Source organism: Streptomyces hokutonensis (genome assembly GCF_042751305.1).
In the GTDB taxonomy this organism is placed as follows: domain Bacteria; phylum Actinomycetota; class Actinomycetes; order Streptomycetales; family Streptomycetaceae; genus Streptomyces; species Streptomyces hokutonensis_A.
In genome coordinates this window covers 435385-460445 of sequence record NZ_JBHYWD010000006.1, presented here as the reverse complement: position 1 = coordinate 460445, position 25061 = coordinate 435385, and the positions used below count along the sequence as shown (strand labels likewise).

Sequence of the window (25061 nt, the reverse complement as noted above, 5' to 3'; positions counted from 1 at the left end):
CTACATCTCCTCGGCTACGTAACTGCGAAGCCAGGCGCGGAAGTCCGGGCCCAGGTCTTCACGTTCGCACGCGAGTCTGACAATGGCACGCAGATAGTCGCCCCGGTCGCCGGTGTCATAGCGGCGGCCCTTGAAGACGACGCCGTGCACGGGGCCGCCGACCTTCTCGTCGGTGGCCAACTGCTGGAGGGCGTCGGTGAGCTGGATCTCACCGCCGCGGCCGGGCTCGGTCTTGCGCAGTATGTCGAAGATGTGGGGGTCGAGGACGTAGCGGCCGATGATCGCGTAGTTGGACGGGGCGTCGGCCGCGTCCGGCTTCTCGACCAGGCCGGTGACCTTGACGACGTCGTCGTCCGCGGTGGCCTCCACGGCCGCGCACCCGTAGAGGTGGATCTGCTCGGGTGCGACCTCCATGAGGGCGACGACGCTGCCGCCGTGCTGCTCCTGGACCTCGACCATGCGCGCGAGAAGGGGGTCCCGGGGGTCGATCAGGTCGTCCCCGAGGAGGACGGCGAAGGGCTCGTGGCCGACGTGCGGGGCCGCACAGAGCACCGCGTGGCCGAGGCCCTTGGGGTCGCCCTGACGGACGTAGTGCATGGTCGCGAGGTCGCTGGACTCCTGGACCTTGGCCAGCCGGCTCGCGTCGCCCTTCTTCTGGAGGGCCGATTCGAGTTCGTAGTTGCGGTCGAAGTGGTCCTCGAGGGGGCGCTTGTTGCGTCCGGTGATCATGAGCACGTCGTCGAGCCCTGCCGACACGGCCTCTTCGACCACGTACTGGATCGCGGGCTTGTCCACGACCGGCAGCATCTCCTTGGGAGTTGCCTTCGTGGCCGGCAGGAACCTGGTGCCGAGACCGGCTGCGGGGATGACAGCCTTGCTGATCCTGGGGTGCGACTGAGTCATGTCCGAACCCTATCCGGTGCCTTTGTGCAGAATCTGTGGCTCCGGTTAATACGCTCTCATATGAGCACATTGCAAAGGATACGGATGGGACCTGTGCGTCACCTAGGACATGAACCCGAGCCTGACAAGCGAATGTTGCGACGAGAACACCTCACGGTGAGGAACAGGTTGACGGCCGATGACGTGCGGGAAGCCGCCGCAGCGCTCGCCGACCGCGCGCTGGAACTGCCCGAGCTGGCGCACGCGCGCACGGTGGCGGCGTACGTCTCCGTGGGGGGCGAACCGGGAACACTCGCCCTGCTGGACGCGCTCCGCGCGCGGGACGTCGACGTCCTGCTCCCCGCGCTCCTCCCCGACAACGACCTGGACTGGGGCGCCTACGGCGGCGAGGGCTCGCTCGACCGGGTCCAACACGGCGGAAGGATGGCCCTGTTCGAGCCGTCCGGGAAACGGCTCGGCCCGGACGCCGTGACGGCCGCCGACGTCGTCCTGCTGCCCGGCCTGGCGGTCGACGGGCGCGGGATGCGGCTGGGGCGCGGCGGGGGGTCGTACGACCGGGTGCTGGCGCGGCTGGAGCGGGCGGGCGCGCATCCCGCGCTGGTGGTGCTGCTGTACGACTCCGAAGTCGTCGCACGCGTCCCGGCGGAGGCGCACGACCGGCCGGTGCGGGCGGCGGTGACACCGGGTGGTGTGCACCGGTTCCCCGGGAAATGAAATGGCCCTCCACGCGCGCGTGGAGGGCCATTTCATTTGGTCAACGATTCACGGTTTGAGCACCAGGGTGTCGCTCGTGCTGTTGTCGACCGCCTTGGACGAGAAGGACCACGGCAGCAGTTCGCCGTCGACCCACTTGCCGGTCTGGTCGGTGTAGTGCGCGCTGAAGGCGTGCCCGGAGGCTCCGGTGAGGTTGATCCACTTGGATTTATCGAAGTTGTCCAGGTTGACCACCATGCGCATCGACGGCACCCACACCACTCCGTAGCCGCCGGCCGCGTTCCAGCCGGTGGCGTTGACCGTGGCCTCGCCGCCGCTGAGCTTCCAGGGGCCGCGGTTGAGGATGTACTGGACGATGGCCGGGCCCTCGGTGCCCAGGGTCTGGTTCTTCAGGAACAGGCGGTGCAGCCGGCCCCAGCTCCAGGTGTCGATGTCCTTGCCGAGCTTGGCGGTCAGCTCCCAGCGGGCGTCGATCATGGCGCGCTTGAAGAGCTGGTTCATGTTGCTCGCGCCCGGGCGGGTGCCCGACTTGGGGGTCGTCCACCAGTCGCTGGTGGGGTCGTCCATGAGCTTGCGGACGACCTCGAACCAGCGGTCGCCGCCGTCCGGCTGCGCCTGGTCCGCGTCGCGCTCGCCGCACTCGCGCACCTTCTGGTTGGTCTCGTCGGCGGGACCGGTCGTGTCGACCGGCGAGACGAACAGGCACTGTCCCTTGACCCGCAGTTCCTTGGGCAGCTTGTTGCCGAAGGCGAGCTTGAGGATGTTGCGCCAGACCGAGTTGAAGTAGGCGGCGGCCGCCGAGTCGGCGTCCTGGGTGTAGTCCCAGCCCTCCAGGAGCTTCTGCGCCTGGCGCACGTCCGGGTCGGGCTCGTCGATCTTGAGCAGCTTGGGCACCAGCAGCTTGGCGATCTCGCTGCTGTCGTCGAGCTGCATCTGCCGCATGTCGTCGGTGGAGATCTTGCCGTCGCCGCCGATCTTCGACTCGATCAGATCGGTGATGCGCTGACTACGGGTGCCGTAGCCCCAGTCCGTGGTGAGCGTGTACGGGTACTTGTCCTTGTCGATCACTGCCTGGTTCGCGGTGACGATGTAGCCGCGCTTCGGGTTGTACTCGTACGGCAGGGCGGCCTGCGGGATGTAGCCGGTCCAGTCGTACTTGGAGTCCCAGCCGGGCACCGGCAGCGAGCCGTCGCCCTTCCCGCGCACGGGGATCTTTCCGGGCAGCGTGTAGCCGATGTTGTTCTTGGTGTCGGCGTAGACGAGGTTCTGCGAGGGCACGTCGAACTTCGTGGACGCCGCGCGGAACTCGCTCCAGTCGGACGCCTTGTCGATGGCGAAGACGGCGTCCATGGTGGTGCCCGGGTCCTCGGCGGTCCAGCGCAGGGAGATGGCGTAGCCGTCGCCTCTGTCCGGGGCCGCGGTGTCGACGGTCGCCTTCTTGCCGACCTTCACGAGTTCGTCGTTGCGGTCGGAGAGCAGCGGGCCGTTGTTGGTCTCCCGGACGACGATCTGCTTGGAGGCGCCGCCGGCGACCTTGATGGTCTCCGTGCGGCTCGTGAAGGGCTTCGTCGTGCCGTCGTACAGGTAGCCGTCGCCGGAGAGCTTTTCCAGGTAGAGGTCGGTGGTGTCGACCCCGGAGTTGGTCATGCCCCACGCGATGTCCTGGTTGTGGCCGATGACGACGCCTGGCATGCCCGCGAAGGTGTAGCCGGTGACGTCGTACTGACACTTGCTGGACACCGTGCGGCAGTGCAGGCCCATCTGGTACCAGACGGACGGCAGCGACGCCTCCAGGTGCGGGTCGTTGGCCAGCAGGGGCTTGCCGGTGATGGTGTGCTCGCCGCCGACGACCCACGAGTTGGAGCCGATGCCCTGGCCGTTCACGCCGACGGCCGTCGGGAGGTCGTCCAGGACGTTCGAGAGGCCCGCGAGCTGGCTCGTGAGGGCCGAACCCGACGAGGACGACGTGGAGCCCGTCGTGCCGCTCGTGGACGTGCTGGAGGAGCTGTCACCGCCGTTGAACGTCTTGGTGTACTCGTCGTACTCGCCCACGGTGACGATCGGCTTGTTGCGGCTGTACGGATACTCCGGGTACAGGTCCGCGATCTGCTGGGGGCCGAGGCGGGAGGTCATCAGCGCGCGGTCGATCTCGTCCTGCATGTTGCCGCGCAGGTCCCAGGCCATCGCCTTGAGCCACGAGACGGAGTCGACCGGGGTCCACTTCTCGGGCTTGTAGTCGTTGGTGAAACCAAGGGCCGCGTACTCCAGGGAGATGTCTTTCCCGTCCTTGCCCTGGAGATAGGCGTTGACCCCCTTGGCGTAGGCCTGGAGGTACTTCTTCGTGGAGGCCGACAGCGTGGTGTCGTACTCCTTCTTCGCGACCCGGTCCCAGCCCAGGGTGCGCAGGAACTCGTCGTTCTTGACCTGGCCCTTGCCGAACATCTCGGACAGCCGCCCGGAAGTCATGTGGCGGCGTACGTCCATCTCGTAGAACCGGTCCTGCGCCTGGACGTAGCCCTGCGCCATGAACAGGTCCGCGTCGGAGGACGCGTAGATCTGCGGGATTCCGTAGCTGTCGCGCTTGACGTCGACGGGTCCCGACAGGCCGTCGAGTGTGATCGAGCCCGTGGTCTGCGGCAGGGAGGCCCGGACCGTACTGACGGACCAGTAGGCGCCGTAGGCGATGCCCCCGATGATGGCCATTACCAGGACGAAAACCAATAGACGGGCTTTGCGCCCCTTTTTCCTGCCGGACTTGCCGGGCTTGTGACCCGATGAGGCGGTGGTGTTGGGGGGCATCGCTGTCCTTGCTGTCCTAACGCGAGCGGCAGGGCGGGCTGTGCTTTTGACTGAGCGCTGGAGCAACCATAGGCGCAGGCTTCCGAGCGACTTGACGCGGTGTCGGGTACCGGCGCGGACGGGCGTTCGATCTTGCCTCGGGAAGCGTCAAGAAAGCGTCAAGAGTTAGGTAAGGTAACGAAGTACTTGGATGCGTGGCGCCGCAGTCTCGCGTCCCCTGTACATGTGCTGCCGCCCCGGACGCGCGTCGGCCTAGGAAGGGAAGCCTTCTGACTGTCCACCACCTCGACCAGCTCCTGCTCGTCTGCTCGCTCGTCCTGCTCGTCGCCGTCGCGGCGGTCCGGATCTCCTCGCGAAGCGGGCTCCCCAGCCTGCTCGTCTACCTGGGGATCGGCATCGCCATGGGCCAGGACGGCATCGGCGACATCCACTTCGACAACACCGAGCTCACCCAGGTCATCGGATACGCGGCCCTGGTCGTGATCCTGGCCGAGGGCGGCCTCGGCACGAAGTGGACAGAGGTCAGGCCGGTGCTGTCGTCGGCCGCCACGCTGGCGCTGGCAGGGGTGGCGGTGAGCGTCGGCGTCACGGCCGCGGGCGCGCACTATCTGGTCGGACTGGAGTGGCGGCAGGCGTTCATCATCGGGGCGGTGGTGTCCTCGACGGACGCGGCGGCGGTCTTCTCCGTGCTGCGGAGAATCCCCCTCCCCGCGCGCGTGACGGGCACTTTGGAGGCCGAGTCCGGCTTCAACGACGCCCCGGTGGTCATCCTGGTCGTCGCCTTCTCCACGGCGGGCCCGGTCGACCACTGGTACACGCTGGTGGGCGAGATAGCCCTGGAGCTGGCCATTGGCGCGGCCATCGGCCTCGCGGTGGGCTGGCTCGGCTCCTGGGGGCTGCGGCACGTGGCGCTGCCAGCCTCCGGCCTCTACCCGATCGCCGTCCTGGCGATCGCGGTCACCGCGTACGCGGCGGGCGCCCTGGCGCACGGCAGCGGCTTCCTGGCGGTCTATCTCGCCGCGATGGTGCTCGGCAACGCCAAGCTGCCCCACTGGCCCGCGACGCGCGGCTTCGCCGACGGGCTCGGCTGGATCGCCCAGATCGGCATGTTCGTCCTGCTCGGCCTGCTGGTCACCCCGCACGAACTGGGCGACGACGTCTGGCCGGCGCTGATCATCGGCCTGGTGCTGACGATGGTGGCCCGGCCGCTCAGCGTGGTGCTCAGCCTCACACCGTTCCGGGTGCCCTGGCAGGAACAGACGCTGATGTCCTGGGCCGGGCTGCGCGGCGCCGTGCCCATCATCCTGGCGACCATCCCCATGGTGAACGGCGTCACCGGCAGCCGTCGCGTCTTCAACATCGTCTTCGTCCTGGTCGTCGTCTACACCCTCGTCCAGGGGCCGACGCTGCCCTGGCTGGCGCGCATGCTGAAGCTGGGCGAGGGGGCCGAGGCCGCCGACCTCGGCATCGAATCGGCGCCCCTGGAGCGGCTGCGCGGGCATCTGCTGTCCGTCGCGATCCCCGCGGAGTCCAAGATGCACGGCGTCGAGGTCAACGAGCTCAGGCTGCCGGCCGGAGCCGCGGTCACCCTGGTCGTACGCGATGGAAAATCGTTTGTTCCCCTGCCTTCGACGGTTCTGCGGCGCGGCGACGAACTCTTGGTCGTCGCGACGGATCCGGTCCGGGACGCGGCCGAGCGGCGGCTGCGGGCGGTGGGCCGCGGCGGGAAGCTGGCAGGGTGGCTGGGCACGGACAACGCCACTGCCGGTCGTTAAGGACATGTTTCGTACGGTTCACACGTTCACCAATCGCAGGTGAACGCGCGCATGGTGCCCGTTTTCACAGGTCCACCGGGCTTCGCTCCCTGTACGATGAAGGCACATTCTGATCGAACCAACTCTGCCTGACGCAGTGCTGGCGCGACCGTATGGCGGCCGAATCCCTCCTCCGCAGTGGGCACCGGTATCTACCGCAGTTCCGCGCAAGAGGACAGTGCTCGGCGCCCCCCGCACAGGGCGCGCTACCAGGTGGCAGAAAGGCACGGGCCGTGGCATCCACGGTCACCTCTCGTCCGGGATCACGTCCTGGATACGGGCCATTGCTGCGTACGCGTGGCGCCTGGACGTTCCTGCTTCCCGGCTTCGCCGCGCGGCAGCCGTTCGCGATGCTCACCATCTCCATCGTCCTGCTCGTGCAGCACACCACCGGCTCCTACGGCGCTGCGGGCGCCGCCGCGGCCGTCACCGGCGTCTCCATGGCTCTGTTCGCGCCCTACAGCGGGCGCCTGGCCGACCGCCACGGACAGCGGGCCGTGCTGATCCCCGGCGTCCTGGTGCACTCCCTGTCGGGCCTGACGTTCACCGCGCTCGCGCTCGGCCACGCACCCCTGTGGGCGCTGTTCGTGGCCGCCGTGCCGACCGGCGCCTCGGTGCCGCAGGTCGGGCCCATGGTGCGCGCCCGCTGGGGCGTGAAGCTCCAGGACTCGCCCCTCATGACGACCGCCGCGGCCTTCGAGTCCGTCACGGACGAACTGACCTTCGTCTTCGGCCCGTTGCTCGCGACCGCCCTGTGCACCACCGTGAACCCGGCGGCCGGCCTGGTCACGGAGGCCGGGCTCACCCTGGTCGGCGGTCTGGTCTTCGCCGCCCAGAAGGGAACCCAGCCCACGGTGACCGGCGACGGGCACGCGCGCGTGGAGCACGTTTCCGCACTGCGCGTCCCCGGAATCCGCGTGCTGATCGTGACCTTCCTGGGCATCGGTTCCGTGTTCGGCGGCATGCAGGTCTCCCTGGCCGCCTTCACCGAGTCGATCGGCGAACCCGGCCTGAACGGCGTCCTCTACGGCACCTTCGCCGCCGGCAACATGCTCTCCGGCCTCGTCTGCGGTGCCGTCGCCTGGAAGGTCGCCCCTCAGCGCCGCCTCCTGGTCGGCTACGCGGCCCTCGCGCTGACCGCGTCCGCCCTGTGGACCGCCCACTCGGTGCTGCTCCTGGCCGGCCTCGGTCTCCTGGTCGGCATGTGCATCGCGCCCGCCCTGATCACCGGCTACACCCTGGTCGAGGGGCTCGTCCCGGCCGGCGCCCGCACCGAGGCATTCACCTGGCTGACCGGCGCGGTCGCCCTCGGCCAGGCCGCCGCCGTCACCGTCGCCGGACAGCTGGAGGACCGCCTGTGGGGCGGGGCCGGTTTCCTGGTGCCGATGGCCGGTACGGTGCTCGCCCTGGGGACCCTGATCGCGCTCCGGTCCCGCCTCGCGACCAGGCCGCACAGCCGCACCGTGGCACGTGGCGTCGGTCACCGCGTGCCGGTGGCAGTGGACTGATCCCCGGGAATACGTCACTATGGACGCTCGTTAGCACTCATTGAGTGAGAGTGCCAGGAGGAAGACACAGTGCCGACCTACCAGTACCAGTGCACCGAGTGCGGCGAGGGCCTTGAAGCGGTCCAGAAGTTCACCGACGACGCGCTGACCGAGTGCCCCAATTGCGGCGGCCGCCTGAAGAAGGTGTTCTCCGCGGTCGGCATTGTCTTCAAGGGCTCCGGCTTCTACCGGAACGACAGCCGCGGCTCCTCGTCGAGCAGCTCGCCCGCCACCTCGAAGCCGTCGACGTCCTCGGACGCGAAGCCGTCCACCCCGTCGACCGCTTCCTCGTCCTCGGACTCCAAGTCGAAGTCGTCGAGCTCGGGCTCCTCGACCGGCAGCAGCAGCTCCGCCGCGTAGGACTTCTCGACCGCGGGACCCTGTCGTCGTACGACGACAGGGTCTTCGGTGTTTTCCGAGCCGGTTTCCGGGGCGGCTCCCAGGCCGGATTCTGCGCCTTTTCGGCGACGGCTAGTGTGCTGCTCATGGCGAACGCAGAGATCGGCGTAATCGGCGGCTCCGGCTTCTACTCGTTCCTGGACGACGTGACCGAGATCCAGGTGGACACGCCCTACGGGCCGCCCAGCGACTCCCTCTTCCTCGGCGAGATCGCCGGCCGGCGGGTCGCGTTCCTGCCCCGGCACGGACGCGGCCACCATCTGCCTCCGCACCGCATCAACTACCGGGCCAACCTCTGGGCGTTGCGCTCCGTGGGCGTGCGCCAGGTCCTCGGTCCGTGCGCGGTGGGCGGGCTGCGCCCCGAGTACGGGCCGGGCACGCTGCTGGTGCCGGACCAGCTGGTGGACCGTACGAAGTCCCGGGCGGCGACGTACTTCGACGGGCTGCCACTGCCCGGCGGCACGGTGCCGAACGTGGTTCATGTGTCCCTGGCCGACCCCTACTGCCCGACCGGCCGGGCCGCGGCGCTGAAGGCCGCGCGCGGGCGGGACTGGGAAGCGGTCGACGGCGGCACTCTGGTGGTGGTCGAGGGGCCGCGTTTCTCGACCCGCGCCGAATCCCTCTGGCACCAGGCCCAGGGCTGGTCCGTGGTCGGCATGACCGGCCACCCCGAGGCCACGCTCGCCCGTGAACTGGAGCTCTGCTACTCCTCGTTGACCCTGGTCACCGACCTCGACGCGGGCGCCGAGACCGGCGAGGGCGTCTCCCACGACGAGGTGCTTCAGGTATTCGCGGCCAACGTGGACCGACTGCGGGGCGTGCTGTTCGACACGGTGGCCGCGCTGCCGGAGAACGGGGCACGGGACTGTCTGTGCGCCAACGCGCTGGGCGGGATGGATCCGGGCTTCGAGCTGCCGTAGCCGGGCTGAGTCCGGAGGCTCGGGAGGGGCGGAACTTCCCGTTCGGGTGAGGGAGTTGTCCACAACCGGCGGGTAGCACACGGGCTCCGGCGGACCGCGGCGAATTCCCGCATCGTGGGACGGCAAGCCGATCCCTCGTCGCAGGTGGTGGTCCACATGTCCCTCTCCCCTCCCGGCTCTCCTCCCATCTCCCCTTCCTTTCCACGCCCGTTGGGCACCGACGCTCCGGCCACGTGCGAGGTGCCGCACTTCGCGCCGGTTCGGGTGCGCGGCGGGTGGTACCAACTGCGCCGGTTGCTACGGCACCGGAGGCGGGCCGTGGCCGCCGGCCTCGCGGTGACGGCGGTCGCGCTCATCGCGGCGGGCCCGCGCGATGCGGCGGAGGCGCGGCACGGCGAGCGGCCAGGCAGGCATCCGGTGGCCGATCCGGTACGGCAGCAGCGCCGGGCGGTCGAGTGGGTGTCGGCGCCGGTGCGGATCGCCGACGCCGCCACAGTCCGGCTGCTGCGGTCCGGCGACCGGGTCGATGTGATCGCGGCGCAGGACACGGCGGCGGGCGGTGACGCCGAAGTGGTCGCGCGCGGGGCGCGGGTGACCAAGGTGCCCGAGCCGCTCGACGAGGCGGCCGGCAGCGGGGCGTTGGTGGTGCTGTCGGTGCCGCGCGCCACGGCGGCGCGGCTGGCCGGTGCGAGTGCCACGGCACGGCTGGCGGTGACGATGTGTTGAGTCGCGCTCTCCGAATCGTGAGCCGCGCCTTCCGGCGCCTGTGCGAATTCGTGTCAAGTCCCTCGTTCGAGCTACCGAATTGGACACGGCGGCCACGCCTTGACGTAGGTTGCGGAGCTGTTCGTTCCACACCGTGCGCGTGCGAGAAGAGGCTCCGAGTTGAGCGAGAAGAACAAGGAACCGGGCGTCTGGCAGGGGTTCAAGACCTTCCTGATGCGCGGGAACGTCGTCGATCTGGCAGTCGCGGTGGTCATCGGCGCCGCCTTCACGAACATCGTCAACTCGGTGGTGAAGGGACTCATCAACCCGCTCGTCGGCGCGATCGGCACCCAGAATCTCGACAGCTACAGCTCGTGCCTGAGCGACAGTTGCTCGGGCGACAAGGGCATCCAGCTGATGTGGGGCTCGGTCCTGGGCGCCGCCCTCAGCTTCGTGATCACCGCGGCGGTGGTCTACTTCCTGATGGTCCTGCCGATGTCGAAGTACCTGGCCCGGGTGGAGGCCCAGCGCAAGGCCAAGGAGGGCGCCCACGAGGTCATCGAGATCACCGAGCTGGAGGTCCTCAAGGAGATCCGCGACGCGCTCGTCGCCCAGCGCGGCAACGGACACCGGGAGCCGTAGCCGACGGCTCGGACGCATCGGCAGTCGCTGTCGGCGGCTCGGATTCAGCGGCAGTCGCAGCCGACGGCTCAGATGTGGTGGGGCGGCTTCTCGTCGAGGAAGCGCTTGAGGTCGGCGGCGCCGCCCTCACTCTCGGCCCGCTCGCCCCACCCGCGGTCCGTGTCGTCCGAGGAGGGCCGGCTCAAGGGGTCGTCGAAGACCAGAGCGGGCTTCGGCTCGATCGGATCGCGCGGCTCGGGGGCGGGGGCGGTACTCATACGTCCAGGGTACGGCCGAGGGGGCGCCTGACGCCGCCGCGGGCCGAGCGGTCGGTGCCGGTCGAGCCGAACACTTCTGAAATCCCTGCCGATATCTGCTGTGCTTGTCCGCATGACGTCCGAGATTCCGAGACCCCTGCGCCCGCTCGTCGCCCGCGGCCGGGACGAACCGCACCGGGTCGCCTCGCCGCTGGAGCTCTTCTTCGACCTGTGTTTCGTCGTGGCCATCGCACAGGCGGGCGTCCAGCTGGCGCACGCCGTGGCCGAGGGCCACGCGGGGCAGGGCGTCCTCAGTTACGCGATGCAGTTCTTCGCGATCTGGTGGGCCTGGATGAACTTCTCCTGGTTCGCCTCGGCCTACGACAACGACGACGTGCTCTACCGGGTCGTGACCCTGGTTCAGATCTCCGGCGTCCTGGTCCTCGCGGCCGGGGTCTCACGGGCCTTCGAACACCACGACTACCTGATGGTCTGGCTCGGCTACGTCATCATGCGGGTGGCGATGGCCACCCAGTGGCTGCGGGCGGCACGGGCCGCCAACGGCCCGGAGCGGACGATGGCATTGCGGTACGCGGGCGGCGTGCTGCTCTGCATGGTCGGCTGGACGGGCCTGGTGGTCCTGCCGGAACCGGCCCGGGGGTGGGTGTTCCTCGTGATGGTGATCGCCGAGCTGTCCGTGCCTCGCTACGCGGAGAAAGACTTCCCTACGCCGTGGCATCCGCACCACATCTCGGAACGGTACGGGCTGTTCACGATCATCGTGCTGGGCGAGACGATCGCGGCGGCCACGGTGGCCGTGAAGTCGGGGGTGGACGAGCACGACGCGCTGGGCGAGCTGCTGCCCATCGCGGCGGGTGGGCTGCTGATCGTGTTCGCCGCCTGGTGGATCTACTTCGTGGTGCCGATCCACGGCCATCTCCGGTCCAACCGGCAGGCGTTCCTGTGGGGCTACGGCCACTATCTGATCTTCGCGTCGGCGGCCACGATCGGCGCCGGCCTGGAGGTGGCGGTCACGGAGGCCATCGGCAAGGCGCACATCTCCACGCTGGCCGCGTCCGCCGCGGTGACCCTGCCGACGGCGCTGTATCTGCTCAGCGTGTGGGCGCTGCACGCCCGTCACTACAAGGTGGGCGCCGCCCAGCAACTGGTGCTTCCGGTCTCGGCGTTGCTGGTGATCTGCTGCACCTTCCTGGGCTCGTGGGCGGTGCTCGCGGCGGGCCTGGTCTCGGCGCTGACCGTCGCGGTCGGCACGACCCTGACCGCGCTCACGGCCGGCGCGGAAAGCAAGGCCGAGGCGACCGTGCCGGTGGGCTGACCGACACCCACAACCGGCCGACCGCCAGTGGAACAACCCCCGACACCCAGCCGACCGGCACCCCAACAACCGCCCCCACCGCGCCGCCGGTCCCCGAATCCGCCGCGCGCTGCGTGAGACTGAGCTCCATGACAGTTGACGCATTGACGGACGTGGCCGGGGTGCGGGTGGGCCATGCGACGCGGTCGGGGGACGGTTGGCTCACCGGTACGACCGTGGTGCTCGCGCCGGAGGGCGGAGCAGTGGCCGCGGTGGACGTGCGGGGTGGCGGGCCCGGCACCAAGGAGACCGACGCGCTCGATCCGCGCAACGTGGTGCAGCGGGTGGAGGCGATCGTACTGACCGGCGGCAGCGCGTACGGGCTCGACGCCGCGTCCGGGGTGATGGCCTGGCTGGAGGAGCAGGGCCGCGGGGTGCGAGTGGGCGCGGAACCGACGCATGTCGTGCCGGTGGTACCCGCGGCCTGTGTCTTCGACCTGGGGCGGGGCGGCGACTTCAGGGCCAGGCCGGACGCGGCCACCGGGCGGGCCGCGGTGGAGGCCGCCGCGATCAGCGGGCCGGGGGTGCGGGTGCGCGAGGGGTGCGTGGGTGCCGGTACGGGCGCCGCGGTCGGACCGATGAAGGGTGGCGTCGGGACCGCGAGCATCGTGTTGGAGTCGGGGATCACGGTGGCCGCGCTGGTGGTGGCCAACGCTGCGGGGTCGGTCATGGATCCCGAAACGGGCGTCCTGTACGGGGAGTTGTTCCAGGGGCGGGTGACGTATCCGGAAGCTCACGTGCACGAGGCCGCGCGCCGGCGCCTCGCCGAGACCGCCGCGAAGAACGTGCCGCCGCCGCTGAACACCACGCTCGCGGTGGTCGCCACCGACGCGGACCTGTCCAAGGCGCAGGCGCAGAAGCTGGCCGGCACGGCGCACGACGGCATTGCGCGTGCCGTACGGCCGGTGCATCTGCTGAACGACGGGGACACGGTGTTCGCGCTGGCCACCGGGGCCCGCCCGCTCGACGCCGAGCACCCTCTCGCGCTGAACGACATCCTCGCGGCCGGCGCGGAGGTGGTGACCCGGGCGATCGTGCGCGCGGTGCGTGCCGCCGAGCCGGTGGACGGGCCGGGCGGGGCGTGGCCGTCGTACGAGGAGCTGTACGGGAGGCGGTAGGGGCCCTGTGGCGGTGGGCGTCGGGTGTTTCCGGGGATCCGTCGCGGTGTTTGTCGCGGTTCTGTCACCGGATGGCGTTCGTGGGGAACGGCGGGAACCCGTGCGGGGGCGGGGACCCTCTTTGTCCACGCATCGCAGCGGATCACGCACATCACACGAACCTGGAGCAGCCCGTGACAACGCCGGACATAGCAGCGCGGCGCGTACTGGGGGCCATCGCCGCCCTGGTGGTCGGCACCCTCACCCTCAGCGCGTGCGGCGGCAACGCCAGCGCGGACACAGACACCAGCGGCAAGGGCAGTGGCGGGACGTCCGCGAAGACGTCCACCGCGAAGATCGTCATCTCGGCGAAGGACGGTGCGACGAACGCGTCCATCAACGCGACCGGCGTGCAGGTCAGCAACGGCAAACTGACCGACGTGAAGATGACGGTGGCCGGGTCGGGGCAGGCCGTGGAGGGCGTGGTCTCCGCGAACGGCGCGAGCTGGAAGCCGAAGGAGCAGTTGGAGCGCGGTACGAAGTACCAGATCTCGGCTACCGCGAAGGACGCGACCGGGAAGACCTCCGCGGCCAACTCCATCTTCACGACGGTCAGTTCGGCCAACAGCTTCATAGGGACGTACACGCCGGACAACGGGACGACGGTCGGTGTGGGGATGCCGGTGTCGTTCACCTTCGACAAGGTGATCGGTGAAAAGAAGGCCGTGCAGTCGCACATCACGGTCACGTCCAGCAGCGGGCAGCAGGTCGTGGGGCACTGGTTCGGGGCGCAGCGGCTCGACTTCCGGCCGCAGGAGTACTGGAAGGCCGGCTCCAAGGTCACGATGAAGATCGACCTGGACGGCGTGGAGGGCGCGAACGGCGTCTACGGCGTGCAGAAGAAGACCGTGACCTTCACCGTCGGCCGTTCGCAGGTCTCCACGGTCGATGTCAACACGCAGACCATGACGGTGGTGAGGGACGGCCAGACCCTCAAGTCGCTGCCGATCTCCTCGGGCAGCCCGGAACACACCACGTACAACGGGCAGATGGTGATCTCCGAGAAGTTCACGCAGACGCGGATGAACAGTCAGACAGTCGGGCTGGGCGGGGAGTACGACATCCCGGACGTGCCGCACGCGATGCGGCTGACCTCGTCGGGGACGTTCATCCACGGCAACTACTGGTACAACAAGGCCAATCCGCCCTTCGGCCAGACCGGCACCAGTCACGGCTGCGTGGGCCTCGCGGACGTGCAGGGCGCGCAGGGTGCGACGAACGCCAAGTGGTTCTACGACAACTCCCTCATCGGGGACGTCGTGATCGTGAAGAACTCCCCCGACAAGACGGTCGCCCCGGACAACGGGCTCAACGGCTGGAACCTGGCGTGGAGCGAGTGGACCGCCGGAAGTGCCGCCTGACCGGCAGGTTTTGACGGATCTTCGGGCCGCGCGGGAATATCTCGCGCGGCCCGCGCGTTTTCCGGGCATACGTTTTCTCGGTTCCCGGGCATGATGTCCGACCGAGGGGCTACGGTATGCACCCACAAGGTGACATGCAGCAACGCCGGGAGAAGCCTTGAGCGTTCCGTACGACACGGCAGCGTACGAACCACCCGAGTCGCACGAGTCTCCGGAGGAGCACCTCGCGCGACTGCTCGGCCGCGCCCTGAACTCCTTCGAGCTGCCGGACGAGACGATACGGCTGGTCCTGGACTGCGCGCTGGCGTACGACAGTTCGCTGCACTCGGCGCACCACAGCGCGGGCCTGCACCGGGAGACGTACCGGCACACGTGGCTGCTCACCGACGGTTCGGCACTCACCCTGTGGGAGCTCGTCCACAACACCGTGCTGGGCCGTGAGGCGCAGCACGAGGTGTATGTCGACGAGGAGGAGTTGCGGACGGCGACCGCGCGGCTGCCGATGCCGCCGGACACGACGGACTTCGAACTCCCGGTGCTGGTGCACCTGTCACCGATTCCCGAGCCCCGGCACTCGTATCTGGCGGACAACTCGGCGGACCACGCGCGCCGTTTACTGCGCCGCGCGGAGAACGCGGACCGGCCGGACGAGGAGACGGCGGCGCTGCTGGCGACGGCGTTCGCGCACCAGATCATCCAGGCTTTCGGCCGCCCGTACCGAGCGGGTCGCGCGGCGGTGTGCTTCTCGCTCTACGAGCACGCGTTCCTGTTGCCCGACAACAGGGAGATCTCCCTGTGGGAGGTCGAGCACACGGCCACGCCCGACGGCCGTCACATGTGCGAGGTGTACGTCAGCGAGGACGCGGCCCGGGACGCGATGGAGCGGCGGGCGGCGCAGGTCTCGTAAGACCGCGGGCCCGGCTCAGCGCCCGTCGCTGAGCTGTCGTACGAGACCCGCGAAGGCGTCGCGCTCGGCGGGGGTCAGTTCGACGGACTCCAGGTGGGGGGCCGTGTCGCGCTGGCCCGGGAGGACGTAGAGCGGGTGGGCCGCGTGCCGGACGGTGGGTTCGGCGAGGGCGCGGCGCAGGATGCGGGTCAGGCCGAGCACCCAGGCGACGGTCGCCAGGGCGAGAACGGCCACACCGGTCAGCTGGAGTATCGAGACGTGCGCAGGCATGCGTTCCAGTAGACACCACGGTCCGGGACCGTGGTCCCGGACCGTGACGAATCTCGCAGTTGCCGTGAACACCTCACGGCGGTCCAAAAGCGGCTAGGCGGCGACCGGTTGCTTGGCTTCCGCCGCGGGGGTGGATATGTCCTCCGGTGCTCCGGGGGCAGTGGCACCGGCGGCCGGCTTGCGCATGCCCTTCAGTACGACGACCAGGGCGGTGGTGACGCACATGCCGACCGCGATGGCGATCAGGTAGAGGAACGGGCTGCCGATGAGCGGGACCACGAAGATGCCGCCGTGCGGGGCGCGCAGGGTCGCGCCGAAGGCCATCGACAGGGCGCCGGTGATCGCGCCGCCCACCATCGAGGACGGGATGACCCGCAGCGGGTCGGCCGCCGCGAACGGGATGGCGCCCTCGGAGATGAAGGAGGCGCCGAGCACCCAGGCGGCCTTGCCGTTCTCGCGTTCGGTCTCGGTGAAGAGCTTGCCGCGCACGGTGGTCGCCAGGGCCATCGCCAGCGGCGGGACCATGCCGGCCGCCATGACCGCGGCCATGATCTTCATCGCCGAGTCGCTGGGGTTGGAGACCGCGATACCGGCGGTGGCGAAGGTGTACGCGACCTTGTTGACCGGGCCGCCGAGGTCGAAGCACATCATCAGGCCGAGCAGGGCGCCCAGCAGGACGGCGTTCGAGCCGCTGAGGCCGTTGAGCCAGTCGGTCATGCCCTTCTGTGCGGAGGCGATCGGTTTGCCGATGACCACGAACATCAGGAACCCGACGACTGCCGAGGAGATCAGTGGGATCACCACCACCGGCATGATCCCGCGCACCGCCTTCGGGATCTTCACCTTCTGGATCGCGAGCACCACACCACCGGCGATCAGACCGGCTGCCAGGCCGCCGAGGAAGCCGGCGTTGATGGTGGAGGCGATCATGCCGCCGACGAAGCCGGGCACCAGACCGGGCCGGTCGGCCATGCCGTAGGCGATGTAGCCGGCCAGCACCGGGACCAGGAAGCCGAAGGCGACGGCGCCGATCTGGAACATCAGCGCGGCCCAGCTGTCGGTCTGCGTCCACGCGAAGTGCTGCATGACCGAGGGCGCGGACTTGATCTCGTAGCCGCCGATCGCGAAGCCGAGGGCGATCAGCAGACCGCCGGCCGCGACGAACGGGACCATGTAACTGACGCCGGACATCAGCCACTTGCGGAGCATCGTGCCGTAGCCCTCGCCCGCCTCGCCGCCGCGCTCGACGGGGGTGGGGGCGCCCGCACCGGCGGTCACCTCGCCCCGTTCGGCCTTGCCGCGGACCTCGGTGATGAGTTCGGCGGGGCGGTTGATGCCCGCCTTGACGCCGACGTCGACGGTCGGCTTGCCGGCGAAGCGTTCCTTCTCCCGTACGGGCACGTCGTGGGCGAAGATCACGGCGTCCGCCGCCGCGATCACCGCCGGGTCGAGCCGGGTGAAACCGGCCGAGCCCTGCGGCTCCACGACGAGTTCGACGCCGGCGTCACGGCCGGCGTTCTCCAGCGCCTCGGCCGCCATGTAGGTGTGGGCGATACCGGTGGGACAGGAGGTGACGGCGACGATCCGGAACGGGCGGTCGCCCTCCCCCGCCGTGTCCGTGCTGCCCGCCGCGGCACCGGCGGAGGCCGCCGTCGGTGCCGCAGCGGAGTCTTCGGAGGTGCCCGCCGCGGGCGTCTCGTCGCCGCGGATCAGCGCCGCCGCGCTCTCCGCGTCGCCCACCGACCGCAGCGCGGAGGTGAACTCGGCGTTCATGAGCTGCCGGGCGAGCGCCGACAGGATGGTGAGGTGGGCGTCGTCGGCCCCTGCGGGCGCGGCGATCAGGAAGATCAGGTCGGCGGGGCCGTCCGGGGCGCCGAAGTCGACGCCCTCGGCGCTGCGTCCGAAGGCGAGCGACGGCTCGGTGACGTACTCGCTGCGGCAGTGGGGGATGCCGATGCCGCCGTCGAGGCCGGTCGGCATCTGCGCCTCGCGGGCTGCCACGTCGGCGAGGAAGCCGTCCAGGTCGGTGACCCGGCCCTGGGCGACCATGCGCTCGGCGAGGGCACGTGCCGCCGCCTCTTTGGTATCGGCGGACAGGTCGAGGTCGACCAGGTCCGCGGTGATCATCTCGCTCATCGCGGGCTCCTTCGCACGCGTATCGCCCGGGGGGTGTGGTGGGCGGGGGTGGGGACGGGGGTACTGCCGTGTGTCGCGGTGGGGGTGGCGGCGGCGATTAACAGCGGGGAGTGCCGCCGCCCGGTGGCCGGTTCGAGGGGCGTCCTGAAGGCCGTGGAAACGTTCATGCGACCGGCTCCGTCAGGACCAGGTCCACCGGGACGTCGGCCGTGACCGTCACCGCGGACGGGTCGAGGTCGGCCGGGGTGGGCATCACGCTGCCGGGGAGCTGGACGGCTGCCGCGCCGTGGGCGACGGCCGAGGCGAGGGCCTCCGGGCCGTGGCCGCCGGCGATCAGGAAGCCGGCCAGCGAGGAGTCCCCCGCGCCGACATTGCTGCGTACGACGTCGACGCGCGCGCTGCCGTACCAGGCGCCCGAGGCGTCCACCAGCAGTTGCCCGTCCGCGCCGAGGCTGGCGAGGACCGCGCCCGCGCCCAACTCCCGCAGTTCCTCGGCCGCCTTGACCGCGTCGCCGACGGTGGTGAGGGGGCGGGAGACGGCCTCCGCGAGTTCCTCGGCGTTGGGCTTGACGACGTCCGGGCGTTCGCGCAGGGCCTCGATGAGCGCGGGCCCCGAGGTGTCCAACGCGATACGGACGCCGACCGCGTGGGCGCGGGCGACCAACTCGGCGTACCAGGACGGCGCGAGGCCGCGCGGGAGGCTGCCGCAGCAGGCGATCCAGTCGGCGTCACGGGACTGCTGCCTGACCGTCTCCAGGAGCAACTCCTGTTCGGCGGCGGTCAGTTCGGGGCCGGGGGCGTTGATCTTCGTGAGGACGCCGTCCGCCTCGGCCAGCGCGATGTTCGAGCGGGTGGCCCCGGCGACCGGGACCGGCGCGACCTCGATGCCCTGCGCGTCGAGCAGGCTGGCGACCAGCGCGCCCGGCGCACCGCCCAGCGGCAGCACCGCGACCGTGCGCTGCCCGGCGGCGGCGACCGCGCGGGAGACGTTGACGCCCTTGCCGCCCGGGTCCATGCGCTCGCCGGTGGCCCGTATGACCTCGCCGCGGTCCAGGGAGGGGACCTCGTAGGTGCGGTCGAGGGACGGGTTCGGGGTGACCGTGAGGATCATGCGCGCACTACTTCCATGCCGCCGCGCTCCATGGCGGTGGCGTCTTCTGGGCTCAGCCCGCTGTCGGTGATCAGGAGGTCCACGTCGCTCAGGGCACCGAAGCGGGCGAAGTGCTCCTGGCCGTGCTTGGCGGAGTCGGCGAGCAGCACCACGCGGCGGGCGGCGCCCATCGCCGCGTGCTTCACGGCGGCCTCGGCGAGGTCGGGCGTGGTCAGCCCGTGCTCGGCGGAGAAGCCGTTGGCGGCCACGAACACGACGTCGGCGCGGATCTCGCCGTAGGCCCGCAGCGCCCAGGCGTCCACGGCGGCGCGCGTACGGTGCCGTACGCGCCCCCCGACGAGGTGGAGCTGCATGCCCGGGTGGTCCGCGAGGCGGGCCGCGATGGGCAGCGAGTGGGTGACGACCGTGAGCTCGGCCTCCAGCGGGACGATGCCCGCGAGGCGGGCCACCGTCGTACCGGCGTCGAGGATCACCGTGCCCTGCATGGGCAGTTCGGCGAGGGCCGCCTTGGCGATGCGGTCCTTCTCGTCGGCCGCCGTGGACTCGCGTTCGGCTAGGTCCGGCTCGAAGTCGAGCCGTCCGGCCGGTATGGCCCCGCCGTGCACCCGGCGGAGCAGGCCCGCGCGGTCGAGGGCCTTCAGGTCGCGGCGGATCGTCTCCGCGGTGACCTGGAACTCCTCGGCCAGCGACACGACGTCGACCCGGCCGCCGTCACGGGCCAGCCGGAGGATCTCCTGCTGCCGCTCCGGTGCGTACATGTCCGTTCGCCTCCGACCTCTGCCCGAACTTGTGGTTTCGCTCGGAGGCTACGCCCACATTTCCGGAAAGTAAACAGGTTCGGGCACGAGGTGGACATGAACGGGCAGAGAGGCAGACGTCGACGGGGATCAGCTGCGGCGGAGGCCCTTGATCTTCTTCTCGGCGGCGAGGACGGCGCGCACCAGTTCACCCCGGGCGGTCTCCTGCCGCATGGCCTGGACGAGCTGGGCGCGGTGCTGCTGAAGACCGATGCGTACGGCCGCCGCGTCGGGCTCGGGCAGGGCGGTGGCGACGTAGTCCTTCACGCACTCGACGACCTTCCGCAGTTCGAGCCGGAGGGCCTCGGTGGTGTCGGCTATTCCGTCGATCATGTTGCCGGTCTGCGAGATCTCGGCGAAGTCGTCGGCGACGCAGGGCTTGCGGGTGAGGCGGCACTGGGCCTTGTAGAGATCGGCGAGCCACTCGGCGGGCTTGTCGTATTCGGCGTTCGTCTCGTCCTTGCGGCGGATCCGCCGCGTCCAGGCGAAGACCCGTCTCTGGTGCTGGTACATCAGAACACCGATGAGACCCCCGCCGAGGGCGGAGGTTATGGGCACCAGAAGGGTGCTGGTCATCATTCTGTTGTCCGTTCAGGGGTGGGCGTCAGTTCCCGGCGGCGAGGTGACGCAGCGCGTCCACGTCGTGGACGACGAACCGGCGGTACCCGGCTTCGACGATCCCGTGGTAGCGCAGGGTCCTGATCGCGTTCTCCGTGGTGGAGACGGCGAGTTGGAGCGCGGCGGCGAGGTCCTTCTGGCTCGGGCCGGTGATCGTGACGCGGTCCGCGCGGGGGCCGGCCCAGCCGGCGGTGTCGGCGAGGTGCGCCAGGAGCCTGCTGACCCGTTCCAGGGGCGGCCTGGTGGCCATGGTGTAGACGAGTTCGTCGCCGCGGTTGCGGTCCTCCAGGCTGCGCAGCAGGGCGCGTTGGGCCTCCGGACGCTTGCGCAGCAGGACGTTGAAGTAGCGGGCGCGGCAGGGGACGACCAGGGTCCCGGTCAGGCATTTGGTGCGGACGGCACAGTCGTCGGTGACGAGCTTGGCCTCGCCGACCAGCTGGCCTCGGCCCCGGAACCGCGTGACGGTGGGGACGCCGTCCCCCTCGCCCAGCGGGAAGCGGTCCTGGCGCACGACGCCGTCCCAGATGATGTACACGTTCTCGTCGGCCGGTCCGATCGGCAGGTGCTCGTCGCGCGCGAAGGCACGGCTGCGCAGGCCGGCCCGCAGCAGTGCACTCCAGTCCTCGGCCGCCAGGCGCCGCAGGAAGCTCCCCTCGGGCTGGCTCTCGTGGTCCAGGAGGAGGTCGGTCGGGCAGGCGGTGTCGACGGTCGAGGGCACGCTCACTCCCCCGCTCCCGCGTACGCGGCCTGCGGTACGCGGTGGTGGCGAGGTATCACGGTACGCATGGGGTCTGATTCCCTTTCCCTGTTTCTCTGTTCTGTTGAGGCTCTGGAACCCCGCTGGTCGGCGAGGTTCCGGAGTGACGGGTCCGGCCTCCCTCTCCGGGAGGTACGGCAATCGCCCGGTTGGTGAGTCCGGGCGGACGGAAACAGCAGCGGGACAGACCGTACCGCTCGTCGCGAGAGATAAGCCAGTCGCGTTTCCCGAGGTGCCGCGACGGTTAGCGATCATGGCCCAAACCCCCTCGCCACGGGGTTTTACGACGGGAGCCCACGCACAATGCGAATGGAAAAGTAGCCACCCATTGCGCAATTACCAAACCGCTTATCCCCGTTGTTCGCGTTCCCCCGGAGACGCGGCGGGGAGCTTCTCCGCGGGGCGACATATGACGTCCACACAAACGGGCGGCAAAGACGAGAGGCCCCGGGGCACCACCCCCAGGACCTCCCGGAAAGGTCCGGACCCGTCAGGATCAGACCGCTGCCCAGTAAACACCACGGACCGCCTTTGGGTCACTCCCCATCAGGCAGGAAGCGGCACCCGGCGCCGGATGGCCAGCCCAAATCCCCAACCCCGGGGACGTCACCGACAGCACCCCTTCCCGCACACGCCGTCGAGACATCCCGCGCGGCCGCACGCTTTACCCCTTTTGCGTGTGCGCGAACGAGACCGCCCCTATCCTCACCGGGGTGGGACGACTTCTCCACGTGACAGCAATCGATCAAGACCCAACAGATTCGGCCAGGACACCCCCTCTCGGCCGACGCCCCGATCGACCGGCAGCACACCCGGCGAATTAACCGGACGACGTCTCCGCAATTCCTTTCCGAGAGGCAATCCGGGTCGACAGGAAATACGGCGATCCGGGCCAGGAACGGATTCCCGTCCATGAATCGACGGTTCACCGCAGCACATCGCCAAATATCGACTAATGGACAAGGGCATCAGCGTCCGGTCCGCATCCACTCGCCCCTCCCATCCCCACTCCCGCCCCACCTTTCACCCTGTCAGTTTTCTTGTGGAGCAGGTGAGTTGAGCACCCGTGCCGCTCCGAAGCCGGAGTGTCCGGTCCAGAAGCGGCGATTTCCGTACAGAGCATGATGTCCGGTACCGAGTCCGCCGTCGGACGGGCCCGGCGTGCGCCTCCCTGCGCGCACCGGCGTACGCCAACTCCGGGAGCTTGCACCGAGCGCCCCGCCCCCCGGTACGGCCTCGGGGCGGGGCGCTCGGCTGCGGTGCGTCAGCGGAGGGCACCGGCAGACGGCATCAGTGGACGGCGTCAGCGGACGGCGTCGTTGGACCGCGTCAACTCCCGTCGGAGACAGCCCCCTTGGCCGCCGCACTCTCCGTTGCCGCCCGCCCCGGCAGCGCGAACATCAGCAGGAAGATCAGGCCCATCACCGCGGCCACCCAACCCAGCGCGTTCTGGAAGGCGTTGACGAACGCCGGCCCCACCTCGGCCGCGGTCAGCCGGTCGCCGATCGAGCCGAAGAAGACGACCGACACCAGCCCGAGCCCCAGCGCGTTGCCCATCTGCTGCACGGTGTTGATGAGTCCTGACGCGGAACCGGCGTACTCGCGCGGCACCTCGGAGAGGATCGTGTCGGTCAGCGGGGCGAAGATCAGGCCCATGCCGGCGCCCATCACGACCAGCGGGAGCGCCATCTGCCAGGAGGCGATGGCCAGTTGGTACCGGTCGGACTCCCAGAGGTAGAGCAGCACGCCCGCCGTCATCACCAGCGCACCGGTCTGGAGGACGTTGCGTCCGCCGAGGCGCGGGACCAGTTTCTGCACGGACATCCCGGCCGCCGCCGAGCAGGCGATCGAGAACGGTACGCCGGTCAGCCCCGCCCGCAGCGGGCTCCAGCCGAGGCCGGTCTGCATGTAGAGCGTCCAGACGAGGAAGAAGATGCCGAGTCCGACGCCGAAGACGGTCTGCACGGCGATGCCGGCCGCGAAGCTCTTCACCTTGAACAGGGAGAGTTCGACGAGCGGGGAACCGTCCCGCCCGGCCTTCCGCTTCTCGTACGCCACCAGCCCCCAGAAGACGCCGATCGAGCCGGACATCGACACGAACCCCCAGACGGGCCAGCCCAGTTCGTGGCCCCGGGTGAGGGGGTACAGCAGCATCAGCAGCCCGAGGGTGACCAGGGCGACGCCGACGAGGTCCAGCTTCAGGGCGCGCGGGGCCTTCGACTCGGTGATGAAGCGGCTGCCGAGGATCAGGCCCGCGATGCCGACGGGCAGGTTGATCAGGAAGATCGGGCGCCATTCGAGACCGAAGAGGTTCCACTCGGTGAGCAGGGCGCCGAGCAGCGGTCCGGAGACCGCGCCGAGGCCCACGATCGCGCCGAACAGCCCGAAGACCTTGCCGCGCTCGTGCGCCGGGAAGGTGGCGTGCACGATCGACAGCACCTGCGGCACCATCATCGCGGCCATCCCGCCCTGCAGGATGCGCGAGGCGACCAGCATCTCCGGGTTCGCGGCGAAGCCGCACAGCGCGGAGGCGAGGGTGAAGCCGCCGATCCCCAGCAGGAACAGCCGCTTGCGGCCGTAGATGTCGCCGAGCCGCCCGCCGGTGATGAGTCCGGCGGCGAAGGCGAGCGCGTAACCGGCCGTTATCCACTGGATCTGGCTGAAGGACGCGCCCGCGTCCCGCTGGATCGAGGGGATCGCGACATTGACGATCGTGACGTCGACGAGGTCCATGAAGGCCGCGGTCATCACGATCGCGAGGGCGAACCAGCGCCGCCGGTCGCCTGCGGCGGGCTGAGCGGTGTGGTCCGTCGCCGGACGGGGTGCGCTGAGCGCGGTGGTCTCGGTTGAGGTCATGTGTCGAAGTTAGAAGACGATTAGGCCAGATGATGTCCTAGTTCTGCGGCATCCTCGAACTCATGACCACGGACACTCCGGCCCGGCTCCTCCAGCTCCTCTCCCTCCTCCAGACGCCTCGCGAGTGGCCCGGCGGCGAGCTGGCCGACCGGCTCGGGGTCTCCCGCCGCACCGTCCGCCGGGACATCGACCGGCTCCGCGAGCTGGGCTACCCGGTGCAGGCGACGCTGGGCGCCGACGGCGGCTACCGGCTGGTCGCGGGCAAGGCGATGCCACCGCTCGTCCTGGACGACGAGGAGGCGGTGGCCATCGCGGTCGGGCTGCGGGCGGGCGCCGGGCACGCGGTCGAGGGCGTGGACGAGGCGTCCGTACGGGCGCTGGCCAAGCTGGAACAGGTCCTCCCCTCGCGGCTACGGCACCGGGTCGCCACCCTCCAGGCCGCCACCACCCCGCTGACCAGTGGCGACGGGGCGAGCATCGCGCCCGAGACGCTGACCGTCATGGCCTCGACGGTGGCCGGCCGGGAGCGGCTGCGGTTCGCGTACCGCGCGAAGGACGGCACCGCGTCGCGCCGCGTGACGGAGCCGTACCGGCTCGTCTCGACCGGCCGGCGCTGGTACCTCGTGGCCTACGACCTCGACCGCGAGGACTGGCGGACGTTCCGGGTCGACCGGGTGAGCGAGCCGTTCGCGACGGGGGCGCGGTTCGCGCCGCGCGAGCTGCCGACGGGGAGCGCGGCGGAGTTCCTGCGGCAGTCGATGTACCGGCGGCAGGAGTCCTACGAGTACACCGTGACGTTCGCCGCGCCCGCCGAGGCCGTCGCCGCGCGCGTCCCGGCCTGGATGGGCACACCCGAACCGCTCGACGAGCGCAGCTGCCGGCTGCGTGCCACGACCGGCGACGAGGTCCGCTGGCTGGCCGCCCGGCTGGCCCTGCTGGATTTCGAGTTCACGGTGCAGGAACCGGAGGAACTGGTCCGCTGCGTACGGGAGTTGGGGGAACGGCTGAGCAGGGCGGCAGGGGGAGAGTAGCGCCGC

22 protein-coding genes are annotated in these 25061 nt (G+C 70.0%); 12 read left to right on the top strand and 10 right to left on the bottom strand.

The features are described from left to right. Positions 1 to 903 (bottom strand): UTP--glucose-1-phosphate uridylyltransferase GalU, encoded by a 903-nt coding sequence (galU, locus tag ACFXC1_RS19615; RefSeq protein WP_262062574.1) that lies wholly within the window; start codon positions 901 to 903, stop codon positions 1 to 3. 132 nt (positions 904 to 1035) lie between these two features. Here galU and ACFXC1_RS19610 point away from each other — a divergent pair, with 132 nt between their 5' ends. Then, entirely contained in the window at positions 1036 to 1617 is a 582-nt protein-coding gene (locus ACFXC1_RS19610; protein WP_381244273.1) for a 5-formyltetrahydrofolate cyclo-ligase, read from the top strand. 48 nt (positions 1618 to 1665) lie between these two features. Here ACFXC1_RS19610 and ACFXC1_RS19605 read toward each other — a convergent pair whose 3' ends face one another. Further along, positions 1666 to 4416, bottom strand: a complete 2751-nt coding sequence (locus tag ACFXC1_RS19605) for a penicillin acylase family protein (RefSeq protein ID WP_381244271.1) — start codon at positions 4414 to 4416, stop codon at positions 1666 to 1668. A gap of 194 nt (positions 4417 to 4610) precedes the next feature. On the opposite strand from ACFXC1_RS19605, the gene ACFXC1_RS19600 reads away from it, so the two are divergent. The 6 genes from ACFXC1_RS19600 (at position 4611) to mscL (ending at position 10443) form a co-directional block, all read left to right on the top strand. After that, the gene (locus ACFXC1_RS19600; protein ID WP_381244269.1) at positions 4611 to 6191 is read left to right on the top strand and encodes a potassium/proton antiporter; all 1581 of its coding nucleotides are present in this window, start codon (positions 4611 to 4613) and stop codon (positions 6189 to 6191) included. A gap of 272 nt (positions 6192 to 6463) precedes the next feature. Continuing rightward, positions 6464 to 7738 (top strand): MFS transporter, encoded by a 1275-nt coding sequence (locus tag ACFXC1_RS19595; protein ID WP_381244267.1) that lies wholly within the window; start codon positions 6464 to 6466, stop codon positions 7736 to 7738. A gap of 69 nt (positions 7739 to 7807) precedes the next feature. Further along, the gene (locus tag ACFXC1_RS19590) at positions 7808 to 8137 is read left to right on the top strand and encodes an FmdB family zinc ribbon protein (protein WP_381244265.1); all 330 of its coding nucleotides are present in this window, start codon (positions 7808 to 7810) and stop codon (positions 8135 to 8137) included. Between the two features lie 125 nt (positions 8138 to 8262). Then, on the top strand, positions 8263 to 9096 hold the full coding sequence (locus tag ACFXC1_RS19585) for an S-methyl-5'-thioadenosine phosphorylase (RefSeq protein ID WP_381244264.1): 834 nt from the start codon (positions 8263 to 8265) through the stop codon (positions 9094 to 9096). Between the two features lie 156 nt (positions 9097 to 9252). Further along, positions 9253 to 9822 (top strand): CpaB family protein, encoded by a 570-nt coding sequence (locus ACFXC1_RS19580; RefSeq protein ID WP_381244263.1) that lies wholly within the window; start codon positions 9253 to 9255, stop codon positions 9820 to 9822. A gap of 159 nt (positions 9823 to 9981) precedes the next feature. Continuing rightward, positions 9982 to 10443 (top strand): large conductance mechanosensitive channel protein MscL, encoded by a 462-nt coding sequence (mscL, locus tag ACFXC1_RS19575; protein WP_381244261.1) that lies wholly within the window; start codon positions 9982 to 9984, stop codon positions 10441 to 10443. Between the two features lie 68 nt (positions 10444 to 10511). Here the strand turns inward: mscL and ACFXC1_RS19570 are convergent, their stop codons facing one another. After that, on the bottom strand, positions 10512 to 10700 hold the full coding sequence (locus tag ACFXC1_RS19570; RefSeq protein WP_381244259.1) for a hypothetical protein: 189 nt from the start codon (positions 10698 to 10700) through the stop codon (positions 10512 to 10514). Between the two features lie 112 nt (positions 10701 to 10812). Between ACFXC1_RS19570 and ACFXC1_RS19565 the strand changes: the two genes are divergently transcribed. From ACFXC1_RS19565 to ACFXC1_RS19550, 4 genes are all read left to right on the top strand, one after another. After that, positions 10813 to 12015, top strand: coding sequence for a low temperature requirement protein A (locus tag ACFXC1_RS19565; protein ID WP_381244257.1), 1203 nt, complete (start codon positions 10813 to 10815; stop codon positions 12013 to 12015). A gap of 128 nt (positions 12016 to 12143) precedes the next feature. Next, a complete protein-coding gene (locus ACFXC1_RS19560) occupies positions 12144 to 13172 on the top strand; it encodes a P1 family peptidase (protein WP_381244256.1) in 1029 nt (342 codons plus the stop codon). Between the two features lie 173 nt (positions 13173 to 13345). After that, entirely contained in the window at positions 13346 to 14572 is a 1227-nt protein-coding gene (locus ACFXC1_RS19555) for a L,D-transpeptidase (protein WP_381244254.1), read from the top strand. A 157-nt stretch (positions 14573 to 14729) separates the two neighbouring features. Then, a complete protein-coding gene (locus tag ACFXC1_RS19550; RefSeq protein WP_381244253.1) occupies positions 14730 to 15479 on the top strand; it encodes a DUF6227 family protein in 750 nt (249 codons plus the stop codon). Positions 15480 to 15494: 15 nt separating this feature from the next. On the opposite strand, the gene ACFXC1_RS19545 is transcribed toward ACFXC1_RS19550, so the two are convergent. From ACFXC1_RS19545 to ACFXC1_RS19515, 7 genes are all read right to left on the bottom strand, one after another. Continuing rightward, positions 15495 to 15749, bottom strand: a complete 255-nt coding sequence (locus tag ACFXC1_RS19545; protein ID WP_381244251.1) for a hypothetical protein — start codon at positions 15747 to 15749, stop codon at positions 15495 to 15497. A 93-nt stretch (positions 15750 to 15842) separates the two neighbouring features. Beyond that, complete coding sequence (locus ACFXC1_RS19540; protein WP_381244250.1) at positions 15843 to 17885, bottom strand: PTS fructose transporter subunit IIABC; 2043 nt, start codon at positions 17883 to 17885, stop codon at positions 15843 to 15845. Between the two features lie 163 nt (positions 17886 to 18048). Beyond that, positions 18049 to 18996: a 1-phosphofructokinase gene (gene pfkB / locus ACFXC1_RS19535; RefSeq protein ID WP_381244248.1), complete on the bottom strand. Its 948-nt coding sequence runs from the start codon at positions 18994 to 18996 to the stop codon at positions 18049 to 18051. Further along, the gene (locus ACFXC1_RS19530) at positions 18993 to 19754 is read right to left on the bottom strand and encodes a DeoR/GlpR family DNA-binding transcription regulator (protein ID WP_093628483.1); all 762 of its coding nucleotides are present in this window, start codon (positions 19752 to 19754) and stop codon (positions 18993 to 18995) included. The genes pfkB and ACFXC1_RS19530 overlap by 4 nt, the downstream gene beginning before the upstream one ends. A 129-nt stretch (positions 19755 to 19883) precedes the next feature. Next, positions 19884 to 20369 (bottom strand): hypothetical protein, encoded by a 486-nt coding sequence (locus tag ACFXC1_RS19525; RefSeq protein WP_381244246.1) that lies wholly within the window; start codon positions 20367 to 20369, stop codon positions 19884 to 19886. Positions 20370 to 20397: 28 nt separating this feature from the next. Next, entirely contained in the window at positions 20398 to 21129 is a 732-nt protein-coding gene (locus ACFXC1_RS19520; RefSeq protein WP_381244244.1) for a Crp/Fnr family transcriptional regulator, read from the bottom strand. A 1368-nt stretch (positions 21130 to 22497) separates the two neighbouring features. After that, the gene (locus ACFXC1_RS19515; protein ID WP_381244242.1) at positions 22498 to 24024 is read right to left on the bottom strand and encodes an MFS transporter; all 1527 of its coding nucleotides are present in this window, start codon (positions 24022 to 24024) and stop codon (positions 22498 to 22500) included. Between the two features lie 62 nt (positions 24025 to 24086). Between ACFXC1_RS19515 and ACFXC1_RS19510 the strand changes: the two genes are divergently transcribed. After that, on the top strand, positions 24087 to 25055 hold the full coding sequence (locus tag ACFXC1_RS19510) for a helix-turn-helix transcriptional regulator (protein ID WP_381244240.1): 969 nt from the start codon (positions 24087 to 24089) through the stop codon (positions 25053 to 25055). Positions 25056 to 25061: the final 6 nt, after the last annotated feature.

Excerpts from the sequence above, each read along its gene's own strand:
- galU (WP_262062574.1), bottom strand. The coding sequence starts at position 903 with ATGACTCAGTCGCACCCCAGGATCAGCAAGGCTGTCATCCCCGCAGCC.
- ACFXC1_RS19610 (WP_381244273.1), top strand. The coding sequence starts at position 1,036 with ATGTTGCGACGAGAACACCTCACGGTGAGGAACAGGTTGACGGCCGAT.
- ACFXC1_RS19605 (WP_381244271.1), bottom strand. The coding sequence starts at position 4,416 with ATGCCCCCCAACACCACCGCCTCATCGGGTCACAAGCCCGGCAAGTCC.
- ACFXC1_RS19585 (WP_381244264.1), top strand. The coding sequence starts at position 8,263 with ATGGCGAACGCAGAGATCGGCGTAATCGGCGGCTCCGGCTTCTACTCG.
- ACFXC1_RS19580 (WP_381244263.1), top strand. The coding sequence starts at position 9,253 with ATGTCCCTCTCCCCTCCCGGCTCTCCTCCCATCTCCCCTTCCTTTCCA.
- ACFXC1_RS19570 (WP_381244259.1), bottom strand. The coding sequence starts at position 10,700 with ATGAGTACCGCCCCCGCCCCCGAGCCGCGCGATCCGATCGAGCCGAAG.
- ACFXC1_RS19565 (WP_381244257.1), top strand. The coding sequence starts at position 10,813 with ATGACGTCCGAGATTCCGAGACCCCTGCGCCCGCTCGTCGCCCGCGGC.
- ACFXC1_RS19560 (WP_381244256.1), top strand. The coding sequence starts at position 12,144 with ATGACAGTTGACGCATTGACGGACGTGGCCGGGGTGCGGGTGGGCCAT.
- ACFXC1_RS19545 (WP_381244251.1), bottom strand. The coding sequence starts at position 15,749 with ATGCCTGCGCACGTCTCGATACTCCAGCTGACCGGTGTGGCCGTTCTC.
- ACFXC1_RS19540 (WP_381244250.1), bottom strand. The coding sequence starts at position 17,885 with ATGAGCGAGATGATCACCGCGGACCTGGTCGACCTCGACCTGTCCGCC.
- pfkB (WP_381244248.1), bottom strand. The coding sequence starts at position 18,996 with ATGATCCTCACGGTCACCCCGAACCCGTCCCTCGACCGCACCTACGAG.
- ACFXC1_RS19530 (WP_093628483.1), bottom strand. The coding sequence starts at position 19,754 with ATGTACGCACCGGAGCGGCAGCAGGAGATCCTCCGGCTGGCCCGTGAC.
- ACFXC1_RS19525 (WP_381244246.1), bottom strand. The coding sequence starts at position 20,369 with ATGACCAGCACCCTTCTGGTGCCCATAACCTCCGCCCTCGGCGGGGGT.
- ACFXC1_RS19515 (WP_381244242.1), bottom strand. The coding sequence starts at position 24,024 with ATGACCTCAACCGAGACCACCGCGCTCAGCGCACCCCGTCCGGCGACG.
- ACFXC1_RS19510 (WP_381244240.1), top strand. The coding sequence starts at position 24,087 with ATGACCACGGACACTCCGGCCCGGCTCCTCCAGCTCCTCTCCCTCCTC.